The organism is Streptococcus sp. NSSLK0004, assembly GCF_059039125.1.
Map to the genome: position 1 here is coordinate 1,111,683 of NZ_CM180142.1, position 16,064 is coordinate 1,127,746.

16 protein-coding genes and 1 pseudogene are annotated in these 16,064 nt (G+C 34.7%); 1 reads left to right on the top strand and 16 read right to left on the bottom strand.

Going from position 1 to position 16,064, the window contains the following annotated elements:
• Positions 1-36 precede the first annotated feature (36 nt).
• The 16 genes and pseudogenes from rpsU to AC4CS8_RS05780 all read right to left on the bottom strand — a co-directional run bounded on the left by rpsU (position 37) and on the right by AC4CS8_RS05780 (position 14,978).
• Positions 37-213: a 30S ribosomal protein S21 gene (gene rpsU / locus AC4CS8_RS05705; RefSeq protein ID WP_000048054.1), complete on the bottom strand. Its 177-nt coding sequence runs from the start codon at positions 211-213 to the stop codon at positions 37-39.
• 87 nt (positions 214-300) lie between these two features.
• On the bottom strand, positions 301-927 hold the full coding sequence (locus AC4CS8_RS05710) for a TIGR01906 family membrane protein (RefSeq protein WP_493892360.1): 627 nt from the start codon (positions 925-927) through the stop codon (positions 301-303).
• Positions 917-1,690, bottom strand: coding sequence for a TIGR01457 family HAD-type hydrolase (locus AC4CS8_RS05715; RefSeq protein ID WP_493892361.1), 774 nt, complete (start codon positions 1,688-1,690; stop codon positions 917-919). The genes AC4CS8_RS05710 and AC4CS8_RS05715 overlap by 11 nt, the downstream gene beginning before the upstream one ends.
• A 9-nt stretch (positions 1,691-1,699) precedes the next feature.
• Positions 1,700-2,029: pseudogene (locus AC4CS8_RS05720) on the bottom strand (NUDIX domain-containing protein); the annotation flags it as partial.
• 110 nt (positions 2,030-2,139) lie between these two features.
• Positions 2,140-3,579: a recombinase family protein gene (locus AC4CS8_RS05725; RefSeq protein ID WP_493892362.1), complete on the bottom strand. Its 1,440-nt coding sequence runs from the start codon at positions 3,577-3,579 to the stop codon at positions 2,140-2,142.
• The gene (locus AC4CS8_RS05730; protein WP_493892363.1) at positions 3,572-5,188 is read right to left on the bottom strand and encodes a recombinase family protein; all 1,617 of its coding nucleotides are present in this window, start codon (positions 5,186-5,188) and stop codon (positions 3,572-3,574) included. Before AC4CS8_RS05730 ends, AC4CS8_RS05725 begins: the two co-directional genes overlap by 8 nt.
• Positions 5,188-6,762 carry a recombinase family protein gene (locus tag AC4CS8_RS05735; RefSeq protein ID WP_493892364.1) on the bottom strand — a complete coding sequence of 525 codons (1,575 nt, stop codon included), beginning with the start codon at positions 6,760-6,762 and terminating at the stop codon, positions 5,188-5,190. The genes AC4CS8_RS05730 and AC4CS8_RS05735 overlap by 1 nt, the downstream gene beginning before the upstream one ends.
• A 98-nt stretch (positions 6,763-6,860) precedes the next feature.
• Positions 6,861-7,001 (bottom strand): hypothetical protein, encoded by a 141-nt coding sequence (locus AC4CS8_RS05740; protein ID WP_248050934.1) that lies wholly within the window; start codon positions 6,999-7,001, stop codon positions 6,861-6,863.
• 316 nt (positions 7,002-7,317) lie between these two features.
• Positions 7,318-7,722 (bottom strand): sigma-70 RNA polymerase sigma factor region 4 domain-containing protein, encoded by a 405-nt coding sequence (locus AC4CS8_RS05745; RefSeq protein ID WP_248050936.1) that lies wholly within the window; start codon positions 7,720-7,722, stop codon positions 7,318-7,320.
• A gap of 385 nt (positions 7,723-8,107) precedes the next feature.
• Complete coding sequence (locus AC4CS8_RS05750) at positions 8,108-8,860, bottom strand: ABC transporter permease (protein WP_043029130.1); 753 nt, start codon at positions 8,858-8,860, stop codon at positions 8,108-8,110.
• Positions 8,853-9,788: an ABC transporter ATP-binding protein gene (locus AC4CS8_RS05755; RefSeq protein ID WP_043029129.1), complete on the bottom strand. Its 936-nt coding sequence runs from the start codon at positions 9,786-9,788 to the stop codon at positions 8,853-8,855. The genes AC4CS8_RS05750 and AC4CS8_RS05755 overlap by 8 nt, the downstream gene beginning before the upstream one ends.
• 14 nt (positions 9,789-9,802) lie before the next feature.
• On the bottom strand, positions 9,803-11,032 hold the full coding sequence (locus AC4CS8_RS05760; protein WP_074390465.1) for an insulinase family protein: 1,230 nt from the start codon (positions 11,030-11,032) through the stop codon (positions 9,803-9,805).
• A gap of 8 nt (positions 11,033-11,040) precedes the next feature.
• Positions 11,041-11,883 carry a SagB/ThcOx family dehydrogenase gene (locus tag AC4CS8_RS05765; protein ID WP_238718732.1) on the bottom strand — a complete coding sequence of 281 codons (843 nt, stop codon included), beginning with the start codon at positions 11,881-11,883 and terminating at the stop codon, positions 11,041-11,043.
• A 20-nt stretch (positions 11,884-11,903) separates the two neighbouring features.
• A complete protein-coding gene (locus AC4CS8_RS05770; RefSeq protein WP_238718733.1) occupies positions 11,904-13,223 on the bottom strand; it encodes a YcaO-like family protein in 1,320 nt (439 codons plus the stop codon).
• A 330-nt stretch (positions 13,224-13,553) separates the two neighbouring features.
• On the bottom strand, positions 13,554-14,273 hold the full coding sequence (locus AC4CS8_RS05775; protein WP_493892365.1) for a hypothetical protein: 720 nt from the start codon (positions 14,271-14,273) through the stop codon (positions 13,554-13,556).
• Between the two features lie 540 nt (positions 14,274-14,813).
• The gene (locus AC4CS8_RS05780) at positions 14,814-14,978 is read right to left on the bottom strand and encodes a PhrA family quorum-sensing system peptide (protein WP_141666435.1); all 165 of its coding nucleotides are present in this window, start codon (positions 14,976-14,978) and stop codon (positions 14,814-14,816) included.
• Between the two features lie 190 nt (positions 14,979-15,168).
• Between AC4CS8_RS05780 and AC4CS8_RS05785 the strand changes: the two genes are divergently transcribed.
• A complete protein-coding gene (locus AC4CS8_RS05785; RefSeq protein ID WP_043029181.1) occupies positions 15,169-16,032 on the top strand; it encodes a helix-turn-helix domain-containing protein in 864 nt (287 codons plus the stop codon).
• Positions 16,033-16,064: the final 32 nt, after the last annotated feature.

A 16,064-nucleotide genomic window follows, 5' to 3' on the forward strand; every position in this document is an offset into this window, starting at 1 on the left:
AGCTCCACACATAAATGGTAGAGCCTCCTTGTTCAATTAGAATTTTTTACGCTTACGAGCTGCTTCTGATTTGCGTTTACGTTTTACAGATGGTTTTTCGTAGAATTCACGTTTACGTGTTTCTTGAAGAGTACCAGCTTTAGTAACCGCACGTTTGAAACGACGAAGAGCATCATCAAGTGATTCGTTCTTGCGTACTACTGTTTTTGACATTATTTTCACTCCCCTCAATTTCAAAGTCCATACTATTATAACTGTAATGAGAAGGATTGTCAAGAATTTTCTTTCTTACGTATACTCCTACTTACTTCTCTTTCTTCTCAGGAGCAATAACCAAGCGCCACAGAATAGTTCGTACAAGACAAGAAAAAGGATGAAACAGTGCAGGAAGAATTCCGCTGGCAAGATATAGATAACAGGGTCCGTATTGGGATTAAAGAGCCAAGTTGAGTCACCAGGAAATAGAACCGTATGAAAAAGGACAAAAAAGGTATCAAAACCGACCAATACTCCTAATAATCCTATCACAAGAGGCGAGATTGCCAGCCAGATGATAAGTTTTTTCGCAATCTTTCCATAACCTTTCAAGACAACATCACGAACAAAGAAATAAACCACTGGCAAAGTCACCACAAAGATTCCCTGAGCTATATGAAAAAGGGATTTCACATCTGAAAAATGCTTGAGCCCATTCACAGATGATGAGAAGTTAGGCATATCCAAGACAGTTACAAAGGGATTGGTCAGGTAAGTCATCAGCTTATTAAAATTATAGGAAATATCTGCCGTTTTCATGTAGACAACATTTTCCAATCCCAAGAAGGAAATCTCTAACGGATAGGTCAGCCAAACTAGATAAATTGTCGCTAAAATCGCTCCTGATAAAATCGAGAGACTCAGCCCAATTAATTGTAATTTAGTTCTCATCAAAACTCCATTCGTCTAAACTATTAAGGACATGAGTAGGAGCCTGTGGTAGGCTAGCTACTTCTTCTGGCTTAGTAAATCCGGTCAAGACAAGGAGCGTCGGAAAACCATTATCAAGCCCAGCTCGAATATCTGTCAAGTAGTTATCTCCAACCATGACTGTCTGGCTACGTTCCGTCCCCAACATTTCCAGAGCCTTGTCCATAATAATAGCTTCTGGCTTACCAATAAAGGTTGGTTCTACACGAGTGGCGGCCTGCAGTAAGGCAATTAAGGAACCAGCGCCCGGTAAATGTCCCCGCTCTGTTGGAATATTGAGGTCCGGGTTCGTTCCAATAAAAGTCGCTCCCTTTTGAATAGCCAAGGTAGCAACAGCAAGTTTTTCATAATCCACTTGCCAATCTAATCCCACAACAACATAGGCAGGATTTTCCGTATCTTCCACATAGCCTGCCTCAAAAATGGCTGACTTGAGTCCATCTTCTCCGATGACATAGACTGTCTTTTCCTTCCCCAAATCATCCATATAGTCTACTGTCGCCATACTGGCTGTATAGATAGTTTCAATCGGCGTTTCGATATTAAAATGTCCAGCCAACATAGCTTGCACCATCTCAGGACGACGAGTGGTATTGTTGGTCACGAATAAATAGGGAATTTTCCGCTCCTGTAAACGATGAATAAACCGCTCACCAGCTGGAATTCTTTTCTTCCCTTCATAAATCGTACCATCCAAATCAATCAAATAACCTTGATAAGTCATACTTTCTCCTTAATCAAATCGTGTTTCCCAATGCTCAGACCGACTAGCTTCCAAGCAAAGTGCTAACTGCTCAGCAGTATTTTTCCCAAGTGAGAGCGGTGGTAAGTCATCTAGACTGAAAAAGCCACTGGCAAGAGTTTCCGAATTGGGCTGGAATTCACCACCGAGTAAGCGACATAGAATGAAGACCTTGGTCACGCGGTGGGCTGACTTGGCAGGATTGTTCTTGTGCTTGTCCAAAATCGCAACGACTCGCAGAGCCTCCACATCCTGACCCGCTTCTTCCTTTACTTCCTTGACAACATTTTCCTTGACGGACTGGTCCACATCGCACCAACCCTCTTATGTCAAGTAAATGACACTATTTTTCTACACTGAAAACACCCTTATTATACCACAAAGCTACTTTTCAAGAAAGAGACTCGCTATTACACAAGTCTCTCATTAGATTATCTATAGACGACTGTAAAAGAACCTTGGCCATTGACGACAATCCTCTCGATATGAGTGTCAACCACTTCCCTGGTCATTTTTTTGTCAAATGCTATATTTTCCCTACCAACTACCTTTAATTGTTCTTCTATTTCCATTATAGAATTATCTAAGTTCTGACGTTTTTCCATGTAAGTTTCTCTTGTCATCAAGCCCTCTTTATAGTCTTGAAAATGAGAAAACTTTTGAGTTTTAAGCCGTTCAGCTTCTCTTATAAGATTCGTTTTTGATAGCTTTGGAGAGTTCTTCGGCAACCGAGACTTTAATTCTTTCTCGATAGCCTCTTCTATTCTATCTATCCGACAGGACTTCATGGTCTGGCCTTGACTTCTACAGTAACGACAATAAAAATAATCATAGTTGTTATAGTGGCTATATCGAAGGAGACGATGCCCGCAATGTTCACAAATAACTAAACCTCGTAATAAAACTTCTTCTGGCTGGTTGCAAGTCTGATTTTTCGGCCCACTAATGCGAGAGGCAAGTGATTGTTGAGCTTTGTCAAAGTCCTCACTTGTTACAATTGCCTCATGATTATTGTCAAGACGTTCCCACTCTGATTCAGGCCGCCGAATCTGCTTACCATTTACCGTTGTTCTAGTGTTAAACAGGTATGTCCCCTTATAGGCTTCATTTTTGAGTATTTGGAGAACACTACTTCTCGTCCATACATTCCTCTTTTGTTCGGCAGTAATGATAATTGATTTTGTATACCTTGCTTGACTAATCTGCATTTTCCTCTCAGCCGGAGTAATCGTCTGTTCACTATTAAGTAACATCGCTATTTTTTGAGTTCCCATTCCCTCAATACAAAATCTAAAAATTCGTCTCACAATTGGAGCGACTTCCTCATCAATGATAATCTTAAATCGGTCATTTGGGTCCTTGATATAACCAAACGGTGGTAACCAACTCATGTTCTTCCCAGAGCGTTTCATACTGTTCATTGCACTCTTGACTTTTTCAGAAACATCTTTGGCGTAGAAATCATTGAGTAAGTTTCTAAAGGGCACATCAATATCCAGTCCATTATGTTCAGACACCAGGCTATCATAATGGTCGTTGAGAGCAATAAATCGAACTCCGAGAAAAGGAAAGATATTCTCCAAATAGTTTCCCAATTCCAGATAGTCACGCATAAATCGAGACAAATCCTTGACGATGATATTACGGATAGTTCCAGCCTTAACATCAGCCATCATGCGTTTAAAGGCTGGACGGTTAAGACTGGTGCCCGAAAAACCATCGTCCACAAACTCCAAACGTTCCCAGTTCTTGAACTTAGGTTCTTGGTCAAGAAAATGGTTTAATAAGTACCGTTGATGAGTAATTGAGTTGCTTTCATCTGTATTAGCCTCATCAACTGACAAGCGGAGGTATAGAGCGATTTTAGTCATGCTCGTCCCCCCCGATCCGACAATTAAAAGTTACTGTGACTGTTTTGTCCACATCAACTTCAATCCGTTCTATTAAAGCATTTAAGAGTTCTGCCGTTAAAACTGCTTGATTGTTACTCTTGGCTAGATGTCTAACCCAATTCACCTGCTTACTGTGCTCCTCCTCAATCTGCTTTATTGAAGTTTCACATTGGGCTAATTCTTGTGAAATGGTTTTGATTTTTGAGTTTATTTCTTTCTTTTTGGAAAGATAGTCTTCTCGCTTAGACCGGTTAAGACTGAAAGTAGCGTAAAGATCGCTTAGTTCAGCATTCCATTGTACTATTGAACCTTGATGACCCCTCAACTGCTTTTGATATGTCTTTAGGCAATTCTCCTTTTTAGATTCAAGTCGAGGCAATAAAGTCTCAACTGTACCTAAACGCTTCATTTCTAATTGTATCAGCTCTACTACTATCTTATCCAGAGCATTTTCACTGATATAAACGGTTTTTCTCTCAGCTGTCTCTGAATCATATAGATAGTCCATAAAGTAATAGTAATCATAATCAGACTTATTATTTGAAAAATGGCGACGCTTTCGAGCCATTTGAGTTGATTTGGTTTTGGCATAAATCAAACCTTTATAGCGATTTGAAGTTATCACTCGGTCAGTCTTTTTAACAGACTTACGACTAGCTGAATACTGAAGAATTTTTTTGTAGTCATCTTTGCTGATATAGGCTTCCTGCGCATTTTCAAAATAGATATAGTCATCTTCAGATAAGGATTTGTTTCGTGTTCGCTGAACAAGGTCTCCCCTGTAAACAGGCATCTTAATCAGACGAAGTAAATTTCCTGCTTGCCATCTTTTCGTATCCTGCTCACTTCTATATAATTGACCTGTCTTACGGTAGGAATGAGGTACAGCAATTTCTCTACGATTCAATTCAGCAGTAATCTGAGGCATGGATTTACCTTCGATTGCCTCTTGAAAAACAAACTCTAAAATTGGCCTAACCTGATTATCTATGACTAACCTTGCACCAGCTTCATTGCGGTCAATGCGATACCCATACGGAGCAGAAGTTCCAATATAGTACCCTTGACTAGCCTGCTGAATATGATAAGCCATAACTTTCTTTGAAATATCCTTAGAATAAAGGTCATTGACCAAATTCTTAATTTCCACATCAAAAGATTTTTTATCTTCCAATCCATTGAGAGTATCTAGATTATCATTGATTGAGATAAAGCGAACCCCCATAAAGGGGAATACTTTATCAATCAGTCGTCCCATCTCAATGTAGTTACGACCCAAACGGGATAAGTCCCGAATCAAGATACAGTTGATAATCCCTTTTTTGAGGTCATCCATCATGTCCTGGTAGGCAGGTCGATTAAAGTTTGTCCCAGAATACTCATAGTCGATGTAACACTTGGTTACAGTTAACCCTTTCTCCTTGGCAAATGCTCTAGCAAGACTTTCTTGCGTCTCTAAGGACTGCGACTTGTTTCTCCAGGTTTCAGTACGTTCTTTGGATAGGCGAATGTAAATGCCCGTACGATAAGTTTGAAGTGGTGCCTCTTCTATCGTTTCCTTACGGTAGCGGTTCTTGGTACGTGCCATTAGTCCACCTCTGTCTCTCGATGAGAAAACTGCTGGAGGACTTCGAGTTCTGCCATATCATGAAACACCAAGGTCAGCTCCTGATTTTCGTGAATAACAATGCGGTCAAGCAAGGAAACTAGAGTGAGGCGATTGAGCTCTTGGTTATTTTGTATGGTACTCAACTGGTCTAACCACTTCTCCTTATCCTGAAGTTTATCATACAGGATTTGAGCTAACTCTTTCTTTTGAATGATTGTGTCTTCAATTTGATTTAGCTTTTGGCGATAGCATCGCTGAAACTCTTGGTATTCTGTATCATTGATCAAACCGTCGTCTAAATCCAAATACAAGGACTGGAGCAACTGTTCATACTTCTTGCGATTCTCAAGTAGAGAAGTAAAATCGACTTCCAAAAACTGTTCTTGATTAACATAATCAGGAACTGCTTTAATCAGATAAGACTTCCAGTCAAGATGTTGATGAATAAAGGTCGATACTAAGTCAAGTAATATCACTTGCTTGACTGCATGGCGACTACATCCTCTTCCGTTATTGTAGGTGCTACAAATATACTGAACAGTCTCTTTATCCTTGTGGCGGAGTTTTCGTTGTACAAGTTGAGCCTGACAGTCGCTGCAAAATAACAATCCTGCAAAGAGGTCAGGTAGCTTCTTCCCGTGCTTGACATCCCTGAGTAAGAGATTATTGGCTATCTCAAACGTACTTTTTGAGATAATGGCTTCATGCGTATCGTCAACCCGAACCCAATCTTCTGGATTCACAGCTACAGACTTTTGAGACTTGTAATTAAGTTTGGTTTGCTTCCCCTGTTCCAAACTACCAGTATAGACACGATTGGTCAAAATACGATTGACTATTTTCGTGTCCCACTTATATCTATGCCCATAAAATCCTTTAATCTTTTCCTGACAGGCTTTCTTACGTTGCAAGGGAGTTTCTATCCCAGCCTGGTTAAGAAAGCCTGCAATAGCATTTGACGAATAGCCCTCTAGTTTAAGAGCAAAGATTTTCTCAATCGTAGGGCGTACATTCTCATCAACCACCAGATGATTCCGTTGTTTTTCATCTTTGCGATAGCCATAAGGGGCAAAAGCTCCAATAAACTCGCCCTTTTGTCGTTTAGCATTTTGAGTGCTTCGAACTTTGGTTGAAATGTCTCGACAGTAGCTATCGTTAATTAGACTTTTAATGGGCATAACCAAGTGTGTTTCATTTGTATCAGCAGTCATACTATCATAGTGATCATTGACTGAAATAAACCTAACTCCCATTGTAGGGAAAATTCGTTGAAGGTATTTCCCAGTCTCAATATAATCTCGACCGAAGCGTGATAAGTCCTTGACAATTATGGTATCAATGATTTTATCATTCACCATCGCCATCATACGATTAAAGTCAGGACGGTTAAAGGTTAAGCCACTGATGCCATCATCCACAAATTCTTCTAAAATCATAAAATCGTGATTTCTGGCATAGTCTCGCAAAAGCGAGCGTTGGTTGATGATGGAATTGCTTTCCACATTGTCCCCATCATCTCGTGACAGGCGTAAATAAATACAGGCTTGTGTCATGTTTATCTCCTTAATCAGTGTTTAGGTGCTTACCGATTAAGGATTGAGGTTCTACTATTCTATTTTACATAATCTATCAAGACTTGTCCGCTAAAAACTCAAATTTTTTCAAGCTTTCGACCTAATAAATCATCTAAAACCTCAGTAATCTTTAATGGCTTATCGGTTACTCGAACCGTCACCTTATATCCCTCAATCACAATCTGCGGTAATTCCGCACCTGTTTGTATTTTTTCCATAAACGTTTTTCCTTTACTTAAAATTTTGACCTCTGTAGGTAGAACTGGTTAAGTTCTTCATGGGAGTTTCACCCGCTGTCCTTTCTCGAGGGCAGCCTGAACGTCCAGAAGTATCATTATCCTCATTTGTCTCATGGCAGATAGGTAACCAACCTATTTTATAGCCGATAATTCTCGCTCATCTCACGGCGTACCAACCTAAATTGCTCCACAAATGATTAAAGTCCCACTTCAGTCTATTCAGTTGTCAAAGGGCAAAAAAGAGACTAAAAATTCCCCTCACTATAAAGAGTGAATTTTTTAGTCCCCTGTTTCGTTATTTTTCAAAAAATTTTCGTAGGTTGTCCAAAATTGTATTTCTCACCCGAAATAGGCTAGTCGCAGACATCTTTTGCTCTATTGCTACTTCTCTAATGGTATGTTCTCTGAAATATAAAGCATCAATAATTTCAAATTCTTTATCAGATAAGGTTAATAAAGCCTCATTTAGTTGTTCTATAACGAGCTTGGTTTCTACCAAACGTTCAATATCAACAGTTGTATCTGGCAGTACATTTGCTAGTGGCAACCCATCTACTTCAAGTGATGAAAAAGGCAATACACCGAATTTTCTATCTTTTCTATTCAAGTACTTTTGATGATTAACAAGTTTCCAATAACCTTTATACACTTCCTCGCTAACAGATACCTTCTTACCTCTAACAAATATGCAATATTTCATTAATTCCTCCACTTATATTTATTTTTAAGTATCATAAATGGAGGGCTTCTTATCTCAACCATAGCTATTTCTCACTTATTTTTCAGCTCGAGAATTTCTCCTCACTAATAAGAGTGAAAATATAGTGATTTTGTTTCAAAATTTCAGACAATCAATTAACAATTATATATTGGTGTACTCACCGCTAATCATAGTTTCACCAATTAAAAAATACTTTTCTAATCAGTTATACCCATTGTCATTAAAGATAGGATATCTTAGCAAGGACATATGCTATAAATAAAAAAGCAAGTTCTTTCGAACTCGCTACAATTCTTTTATAAAAAATCTATTATATATCTAGGCCATTGTTTTATCTAAGAGTCAAAAACAAATACATAATTACTTAAGCTTCATAAGTAAAATATCTAAATGAAATAACAAAGCATACTACAATCATAAGAACTAGATAAAACGTATAGTTCCAAATATCAGATAACACAAAATCATTATAAATTAAACTACTTCTTAACATCGCAATCATATGTGTTAGAGGATTAACTTTAACTAATGGCTGTAAAAATTGTGGCCAGACATCCGTCGGAAAAAATGCTCCTCCTAAAAATGTTGAAAGTAGATTACCTAAATTTCCAAAAACCGAAGTATTTTTTACATTCTTAGATAGGATACTTATAATCAAACCTATCAATACTAGAGAAATCGCACTCAGTACAAGAACTATAGAAAGCCAGATTATATTGGGAAAACTATATTTTAGGCCTAATTTTAAAATATAATTACAAAAAACTAATACCAGTAACGTTTGCAAAAACATCAAAATTATTTGAGTTATGATTAAAGAAAAAATTATCTTTGAAATTTTGACGGGAGTTACTTTTATAAATTTCAAAAATCCATTTTCTCTATAACTCGATAACATAATCGGAAATGCTATCAAACCTGTTGAAGCATACGACATACCTAAGATACCAGGAAGGATATATGTCATGTAGGACATTCCCTCCCTGCTCTCCGAAGAACCAGCCGTTCCCATCAAAATAAGCATTAATATCGGCAAAAGAGTTCCTGTAATCACTGCTTGTCTATTTCGGATTTCCATTAAAAAAAATGATTTAATAAATTTCATGATACTACGCATGTATATTACCTCCGGTTATAATTAAAAACATATCCTCCAAATCCATTTCCGAAATAGAAACACCCCTCAACTCTATCTTTTCCTTATCACATAATCGCGATAACGTCGTAAGAGTTTTTTCGTAATCATTAAAAAAAATCAGTAACTCTTCATCCATAAAACGAAATTCGTTTTCACTAAAATATTTAGATATATTAGATTGAAGAAAATCTTTATCTATTCCAGCCAAACTGTAATCAAATACTATCTTATGTGAATACGGCAAACTATTAAATGCGTTCTCGACTGAATCATCATAAGCAATTTTCCCTTGATAAATTATTATTAATCTATCACACACATCAATAATTTCATTTATATAATGTGTCGTTAATAAAATTGTTTTCCCATTCTTTTTATATCCTTTTATAATGTTCCAAAGTTCCTTTCGAGTTTGAATATCTAATCCTAAGGTAGGCTCATCAAAAAAGATAATTTCAGGGTCATTTATCATACTTAACGCTAAAGCAATCCTCTGTTGCTGTCCACCTGATAAATCAGAAATGTAACTATCATAAGCCTCCTTCAAGCTTACTTTTTCTAAAAGCTCACAAATCTCTTTTTTTGACAACGAAATATTATATAAAGCACCTATAAATTCAAAGAGCTCACAAATTTTTATCTTGTTAAAAAATTTATTTGTTTGAAATTGAACCCCTATTTTCTTCAATAAGTCTGATGCTCTATCTTTAGAATTACTGTTGAGAACAATACTTTCTCCACTGTAATCTGTGTATATTCCTTGTAGACAATTAAAAAGTGTAGTTTTACCAGAACCATTTTTTCCTACAATTGCAACAACTTCCCCTCTATCAATACCGAATGTTATATTGGATAAGATACTTTTACCATTATAAGAATAGCCTAAATTATTGACCTTAATAAACATAAAACCTCCCTATTTTATTTAAGAATAACTATTGAAAATTTTCTACTTGATATTTTATCCAAAAAGTGTGAAATATCTTCTGATGTTATACTATCCAGCAAATTCAACGTAGATTCTAATACTATCTGCCTCCGACCAATTTGATGCTCTTTAGCCAAATAAATAAAAAACATTTTCATACTTCCAGAATTAACTTGGCAATTAATTATATTAGTAAGCTCCGTTTTACAGGTTTCTAAATGCAATTTTATATATCCGATAAATTCAGATGATCTAAAAACATCCAATATAAACTCATTTATTTCCGAAATATTCTCTAGGTTTTCCTTTGAATCTATATACTGTACTTCAAAAATAGGTGTATCAAAATAATAGTAAGATCGAGCAACTATAAAATATAAATCTGCCAATTTTTTCCTTAAGTTATCAAATAGGAAACCACTCGTCCCATTGACCATTAGTAAACACAAAAGAGATAAAATCAATGATTCTTTTTCACACAAAACTTCATCAAAAAGATAAGACAACGAGACCATAACTCCTGGGTTACTATCAAGAACCTTATCAGAGTATCCTATATTAAAATAATCAACTAAGTTATTCTGAACAACAATAGGATTTTCATCGATGCCCTCTCGATTTAATAATAAGTCATCCAACGTATCCTTAATAGACTTATCAGATATTTCACCCGAAAAATAAAGCTTCATGCTGCTTGAAAAAAATAAGTTGCTCTTAATTTTTAGTACATCTTCTAATTTTATATTGTTTAAATCTTTTCCTAAAATATCAACATTTAGCTCTTTTGACCAGATTAAACTATTCAATTCATCTTGATACAATTTTAATCTATCAAATTTTCTTGAAATCCTCTCTTTATGAATGATACGCTTCTCTTTGAAAAAATCAACTTCAGAAATTGAACCATGTATCAGATATTCAAAAATTTCACGAAAATTATCAGAAATCTTCCCTAATGGCGAAACTAGATAGATGTACATACTATCCAAGCCAGTTCTCATTTCTAGTTTGATATTTTTGGAGGCTAAAAAATCAGAAAAAGACATCCCTTTATAAGTTATATTAGAAAGTAAATGTTCCGTTAGATGCACAATTCCATGAAAATCTTTTTTTTCATTCATAGTCCCAATATTGAACCAGATTAATAATTCGTCTAGATCAAATCCTCTGACTTTAAAAACCTCTACATTACTATATGTTGATTGACAGAAAGTTTTTGACATTAAATCACCTAACCTTCATCTTTATGTCCGATTAGGAACTCGTAAACGATTCCTTCTGTAACACCATCAATATCAAGTAAGTTATTAATTTCATCATCAAAAAATCCTCCTATAGCTAGCGTACCAATATCAATGCTCTCAGCAGATAAATAAATGTTTTGTCCTAGATGCCCTGCATCTAAATGTACAAACCTATATGAACGCTCTCCATATTTATAGGATAATCTTGGAAAAACTGCAGTAATAAATATTACGCACGCTGCTTTTTTCGCAATACTTGAATAAGAGGTATACTTAGATAAATCAAGTTCTCCATTTTGCAAAACAGATAGATTGTGCTCTGAAGGGTTATAATGATAAACCCCCACCTCCAATCCCTCAATATTATTAGCATAAAAATATATTTCTAAGGGATACAATCCTCCCGCAGAAGGAGAAGTTCTCAGCTCTTGATAATATCCTTTTTCTACATTTTCAAGTGCTCCACTAACTCCATAACTAGAATTCAAAATATAACTTAACTCGCTTAGAGTTAAGCTTTCTGATGAAAATTCACGGGTACTTCTTCTAGAAAATAAAATTTCTCTAAATTCCTTAGTTTCTCTCTCATAATCGGTAAAATCGGAGGGTAGATTTATCTTAGGAAAGGTTACAAAAGAATGCGATGAGTTGACCGATCCTTCAATAAAAACAGGATTAGAAATAATTTGAGAAATATTTTTCCCTAATATTTTTTCTCTCAAAATATTTAATTTAGTAATTTCATGAAACGTTTGAAAATTATATTTATTTATAATATTACTTTCAAATGCATTTTTTGAAAGTATCTCAATCGAAGATATTTTACTCATAATATCAGTGCTCCTTATGATTACGGAAATGGATGAGGAATTTTATTAAATTCATCCACTGTTTTTGGCTTATTTAATAGTCCTAATGTTACTGGAACATCATGTATACGAGTTCCTCCAATTCTAGGATATAAATGGTCATTTGTAATCTCTATAAAACCAGGTATTATTACCTTATATACTCTATAATCCAGATTATAAACATCACTTGTTGTCAAGTTCTTATAAAAAATATCATATCCTAAATTTGAAATTTTTTCATATAAAATTTTAAGTTGCTCATCATATGGCAAAATTTTTTCATCTTGAATTTCTACTGTACAATTTTGATGAAGTAGAAAATTAAAATGTGACTTCATAGATTTTTTAGTAAATAGCATCACTCGGCTATGAAAGTCTCGAATATCAGAAAAATCATCACAGTACTTCTCTTTACTTCCCTGAACAAAATCTTCTTTCCAACTAATACGACCTTGTGATAACTCTATAAAAGTTTTTATCACTGCTTCTTTTAGTGTCAACCTAGTCGCTGCTGCAATTAAAATTCCACCTCGCTCATCCTCTAAGATTCCTAAAACACTAGGAATTTTTGTATCAAGTGTCATATCAATTAAAGTGTATTTACATCCAGGTATTTCAAATCTTTCTTTATACAATTGATAAACTTCTTCATTGGAGGTTATATCAATCTTAGGCAAAGAAAGCTCGTTATACCATAAAATACTAAAAGCATCACGCTCAATCACTTCGAAAATTCCTTTAACAATAGCTTCCTCATCATCAGAAGCACATGACAATCCAGTTGAAATAGGATACCAAATTAATTTCTCATCATTACTCGGATAGTATGGTAAATAGGTAACTGCTGCTGGAATCAAGTAATCTTCCTTTTTTCCTAATTTTTTACAAAAGGTCCAGTTAACTGTTGTTGATTCATTAAAAATACAAAAAGGAAAATCTGATTCTAGATACTGAAATTTGTTATAGAAAGCAAATTTTTTGGGGGAGACACAGCAATATTTATTTGACAATTCTTTATACGATCCAAGCACTAAATCTGAAGACTGTATAAACGCCGAGCAGTATCTCTCTATAGTCTCCCCTATTGCAGCATTAGCTGCAGATTCAAATGTGAGTCCAGCACCGCTATTAAAAGATGTTGAAACCTCAATTCCCATTCTTGAAAAGTTTTGAGCAATAGCTGCTACAAGAAATACCCTAGCATCATCACGCTCAGGCAACCAATAAAATAAATCTTTAACAATACCTAGTTTATTGTTAACAAGCCTATCAGACACAAAAGGATAGATGCTTGTCAAATTAGTAGATAAAAATTTCATAATCTTGCCTTTCTCTGTATGTTGTTGATTTCAAAAGAATATCCATTATTCTTGATATTCGTATGTTTTTGTCCAAAACTTGTTCGTGACTTTTAACTTTGAAGATTGACCACAAACCTCACATATCGGTGATTTGAGAAGTGAATCATAATTAAAATTAACATTATATCCGTCTACTTCAATAATACCTTCAATAGTTTTCGGAAAATTCCAAGTATCTTCTTTCAAGAAAAATTGTAGTATTTGACCCACCAAAATATTAAACCCAATTCGAAATGTTGTGGAATCAACTGAATAAGCTCTTTGAATCTGCCCTTTCAAATTAGTATCTTAAAACTTCTCTACTTTTATATGCTCAGAATAATGTGTGAGGTTATTATACTTTCTAGTTCTATAACATTCTAAACAAGCTGTATATGGTGGGATACACATCGGGCCAACTTCCGCTATAAAACCTGATGTTTTAAAAAGTATAAAAGGTTTTTGCAAACTATAGCACAAAGAATTAATTCTTTTCTCAAAAAAGTCATTTGTTTCAGTTTCAATCAATACTATAAAATCATTATTATCTATAAATTCAAAAATACCTGAAAAATCCGTGTCACTCTGAATCTGTTCTACTTCTATTTTATTTGCTATTATGAGAGGCACATCATAAGTTATAACTGGTAATCTTCCATCTAAATTAATAATACCCACTTTTTTATCTTTAAAAACTTCCAAAACTCTTTCCACATTTAAACCAGTTGAAGAATAATTTTTAAGATCAGTAAATGTATCACTTACTGCACTCTTACTTTCAATCCAGCCCTTACTTGTTAATTGCTCTAATATACTAGATAATTTACTTCTAAATTCTAAATCTACGCTTTGGACTAACTCCGAATGACTTGCACCTATATTAAGTAACGGCAATATAGGAAGTAAGACTTTTTCAACATCCTCACCATTTAAATTAAAGTATCTATCATTGAATCTTACAATTATAGACTGACCATCTGGAACCATAACTACGCCAGGACTAAGCTTGAATTTCATATTATCGTTCATTATTAAATACCTTTCTTCTGTTTTAACCCCAAAATAAGTAAGCGGTAAGAATAATAATTCTCACCGCCCTCAAATTAGATTATATTTATTTACCTGTTGAAGTACAGAAATAGCAGCAACAACAGTACACAACCTCTGCTGAAGTTTGAGAATCAAACACTCTATTTTGCTCTACCAATTCTAAAATAAACATATCCCCTCCTATTTACCTGTCGAAGTACAGAAATAGCAACAGCAACACCATGTGACATCTGCTGTCGCAGGAACATCTAGAAAACGAGAGTTTTCAACTAATTCAAAAATAATCATTTCTACTCCTCCAAAATAGTTACAAACATAATTTCCTATGCAAATCATACTCAACTAGTTGAACGACAGATTCCTGTATAAAAAGACACATAGAATCGTTGTAATCAACTATTAATTCAAATATCATCGAGAGTTTAACATATCTCCGTTCTTATACCTAAAATTATTGCAATAATTCATTAACAGACCTCCTTTACTTATATATTGTATATACCAATTTTTGATTAAATACTAATCAGCCTTCCCAACATCAAGACCATTAGACTTTTTTTGTACTTGAATCTCCAACAATTTATTCTTTTGAATAAACTGTTGGTAGGGGATTGTATTACTAAATGTAAGAATACCTAGTAATGCAAATGTAACCAATTTATTAATTCCACGTTTTCTTCTCATAGAATGAAACCCCTTTCTTTTTTCTTGCCTTTATTCTAACAGATATATTTATTTAGTCAAGTTCTTTTATAGTTTTTTGAACTTTTTTTTTTTTTTATTACATTAAGTAATTTTTTGTTCTTGTAACTTGCTATTTTGAACTAAAAGAAATATAATTAAGTTGAATAAATAGAAAGGACTATTATCTTTTATGAATACACTCTCCGAGAAATTCAGATTAAAAAGAAAAGAGTTGGGTCTCTCACAAAAAACTCTTGCTGAAGGAATTTGTGAACAAAGCCAGATTAGTAAAATTGAGAGGGGGCATTTCATGCCTTCCGCAGATCTTTTGTTCAAGCTTTCTCAACGACTTGAAGTTCCATTAGATTACTTTTTCAATGAACAAATTGAAGTTAAATCTAACCTCTCTAATTTCAAGCATTTATCTGCTCGTCTATTGGATGATAGAAATTATGACGATTTAGAATATCTTTATAAGATAGAGTTGGAGCGAAGCACCTTTCTTACATTAGAAGACAGGATGTACCTTGAGTGGATTAAAGCTATTATTGACTTTTACCAATATGACCGTAAGCATGAGGCCATTTCTTACTTAGAAAATATATTATCAAAAATATCCTCAAATACTCTGATTTACTTAAAGGTATTAAACACACTGTCTAACTTCTATTCCCTTGTTGGTCGTGAAGAAGATTATGAAGCAAACTACTCTCATTTAATAGAGTTGTATCAGACAAAAAATTTGGACCATCAAGAGTTTTTGTTTGGTTATATCAGAGTTCGTTACAACTATGCTCACTATTTAGTCTCAAAAGAAAAATACAACGAAGCCATGCAAGAAGCCCTTGAGACTATCGAACTCTGTAAAGAGAGGCAAACAAGTTACCAACTAGCTCCCCTGCTCGTTCTCGTTGGAAATTGTGGAACACAATTCCTTGGTAAAGAACAAGTCAAAAATTATTATATAGAAGCAAGAGAGCTATGCAAGATTTATAACAATCCTTTAATGCTGATGAAGATAGAAAATTATTTGAAGGAACTAGATGCTGTTTAGTTTATCTTGATATTGGAGTGCTACTTAAACAT

What these genes read in the sequence shown, in the direction of transcription:
- rpsU (WP_000048054.1), bottom strand. Translation starts at nt 213, where the DNA reads ATGTCAAAAACAGTAGTACGCAAGAACGAATCACTTGATGATGCTCTT.
- AC4CS8_RS05710 (WP_493892360.1), bottom strand. Translation starts at nt 927, where the DNA reads ATGAGAACTAAATTACAATTAATTGGGCTGAGTCTCTCGATTTTATCA.
- AC4CS8_RS05715 (WP_493892361.1), bottom strand. Translation starts at nt 1,690, where the DNA reads ATGACTTATCAAGGTTATTTGATTGATTTGGATGGTACGATTTATGAA.
- AC4CS8_RS05725 (WP_493892362.1), bottom strand. Translation starts at nt 3,579, where the DNA reads ATGACTAAAATCGCTCTATACCTCCGCTTGTCAGTTGATGAGGCTAAT.
- AC4CS8_RS05730 (WP_493892363.1), bottom strand. Translation starts at nt 5,188, where the DNA reads ATGGCACGTACCAAGAACCGCTACCGTAAGGAAACGATAGAAGAGGCA.
- AC4CS8_RS05735 (WP_493892364.1), bottom strand. Translation starts at nt 6,762, where the DNA reads ATGACACAAGCCTGTATTTATTTACGCCTGTCACGAGATGATGGGGAC.
- AC4CS8_RS05740 (WP_248050934.1), bottom strand. Translation starts at nt 7,001, where the DNA reads ATGGAAAAAATACAAACAGGTGCGGAATTACCGCAGATTGTGATTGAG.
- AC4CS8_RS05745 (WP_248050936.1), bottom strand. Translation starts at nt 7,722, where the DNA reads ATGAAATATTGCATATTTGTTAGAGGTAAGAAGGTATCTGTTAGCGAG.
- AC4CS8_RS05750 (WP_043029130.1), bottom strand. Translation starts at nt 8,860, where the DNA reads ATGCGTAGTATCATGAAATTTATTAAATCATTTTTTTTAATGGAAATC.
- AC4CS8_RS05755 (WP_043029129.1), bottom strand. Translation starts at nt 9,788, where the DNA reads ATGTTTATTAAGGTCAATAATTTAGGCTATTCTTATAATGGTAAAAGT.
- AC4CS8_RS05760 (WP_074390465.1), bottom strand. Translation starts at nt 11,032, where the DNA reads ATGTCAAAAACTTTCTGTCAATCAACATATAGTAATGTAGAGGTTTTT.
- AC4CS8_RS05765 (WP_238718732.1), bottom strand. Translation starts at nt 11,883, where the DNA reads ATGAGTAAAATATCTTCGATTGAGATACTTTCAAAAAATGCATTTGAA.
- AC4CS8_RS05770 (WP_238718733.1), bottom strand. Translation starts at nt 13,223, where the DNA reads ATGAAATTTTTATCTACTAATTTGACAAGCATCTATCCTTTTGTGTCT.
- AC4CS8_RS05775 (WP_493892365.1), bottom strand. Translation starts at nt 14,273, where the DNA reads ATGAACGATAATATGAAATTCAAGCTTAGTCCTGGCGTAGTTATGGTT.
- AC4CS8_RS05780 (WP_141666435.1), bottom strand. Translation starts at nt 14,978, where the DNA reads ATGAGAAGAAAACGTGGAATTAATAAATTGGTTACATTTGCATTACTA.
- AC4CS8_RS05785 (WP_043029181.1), top strand. Translation starts at nt 15,169, where the DNA reads ATGAATACACTCTCCGAGAAATTCAGATTAAAAAGAAAAGAGTTGGGT.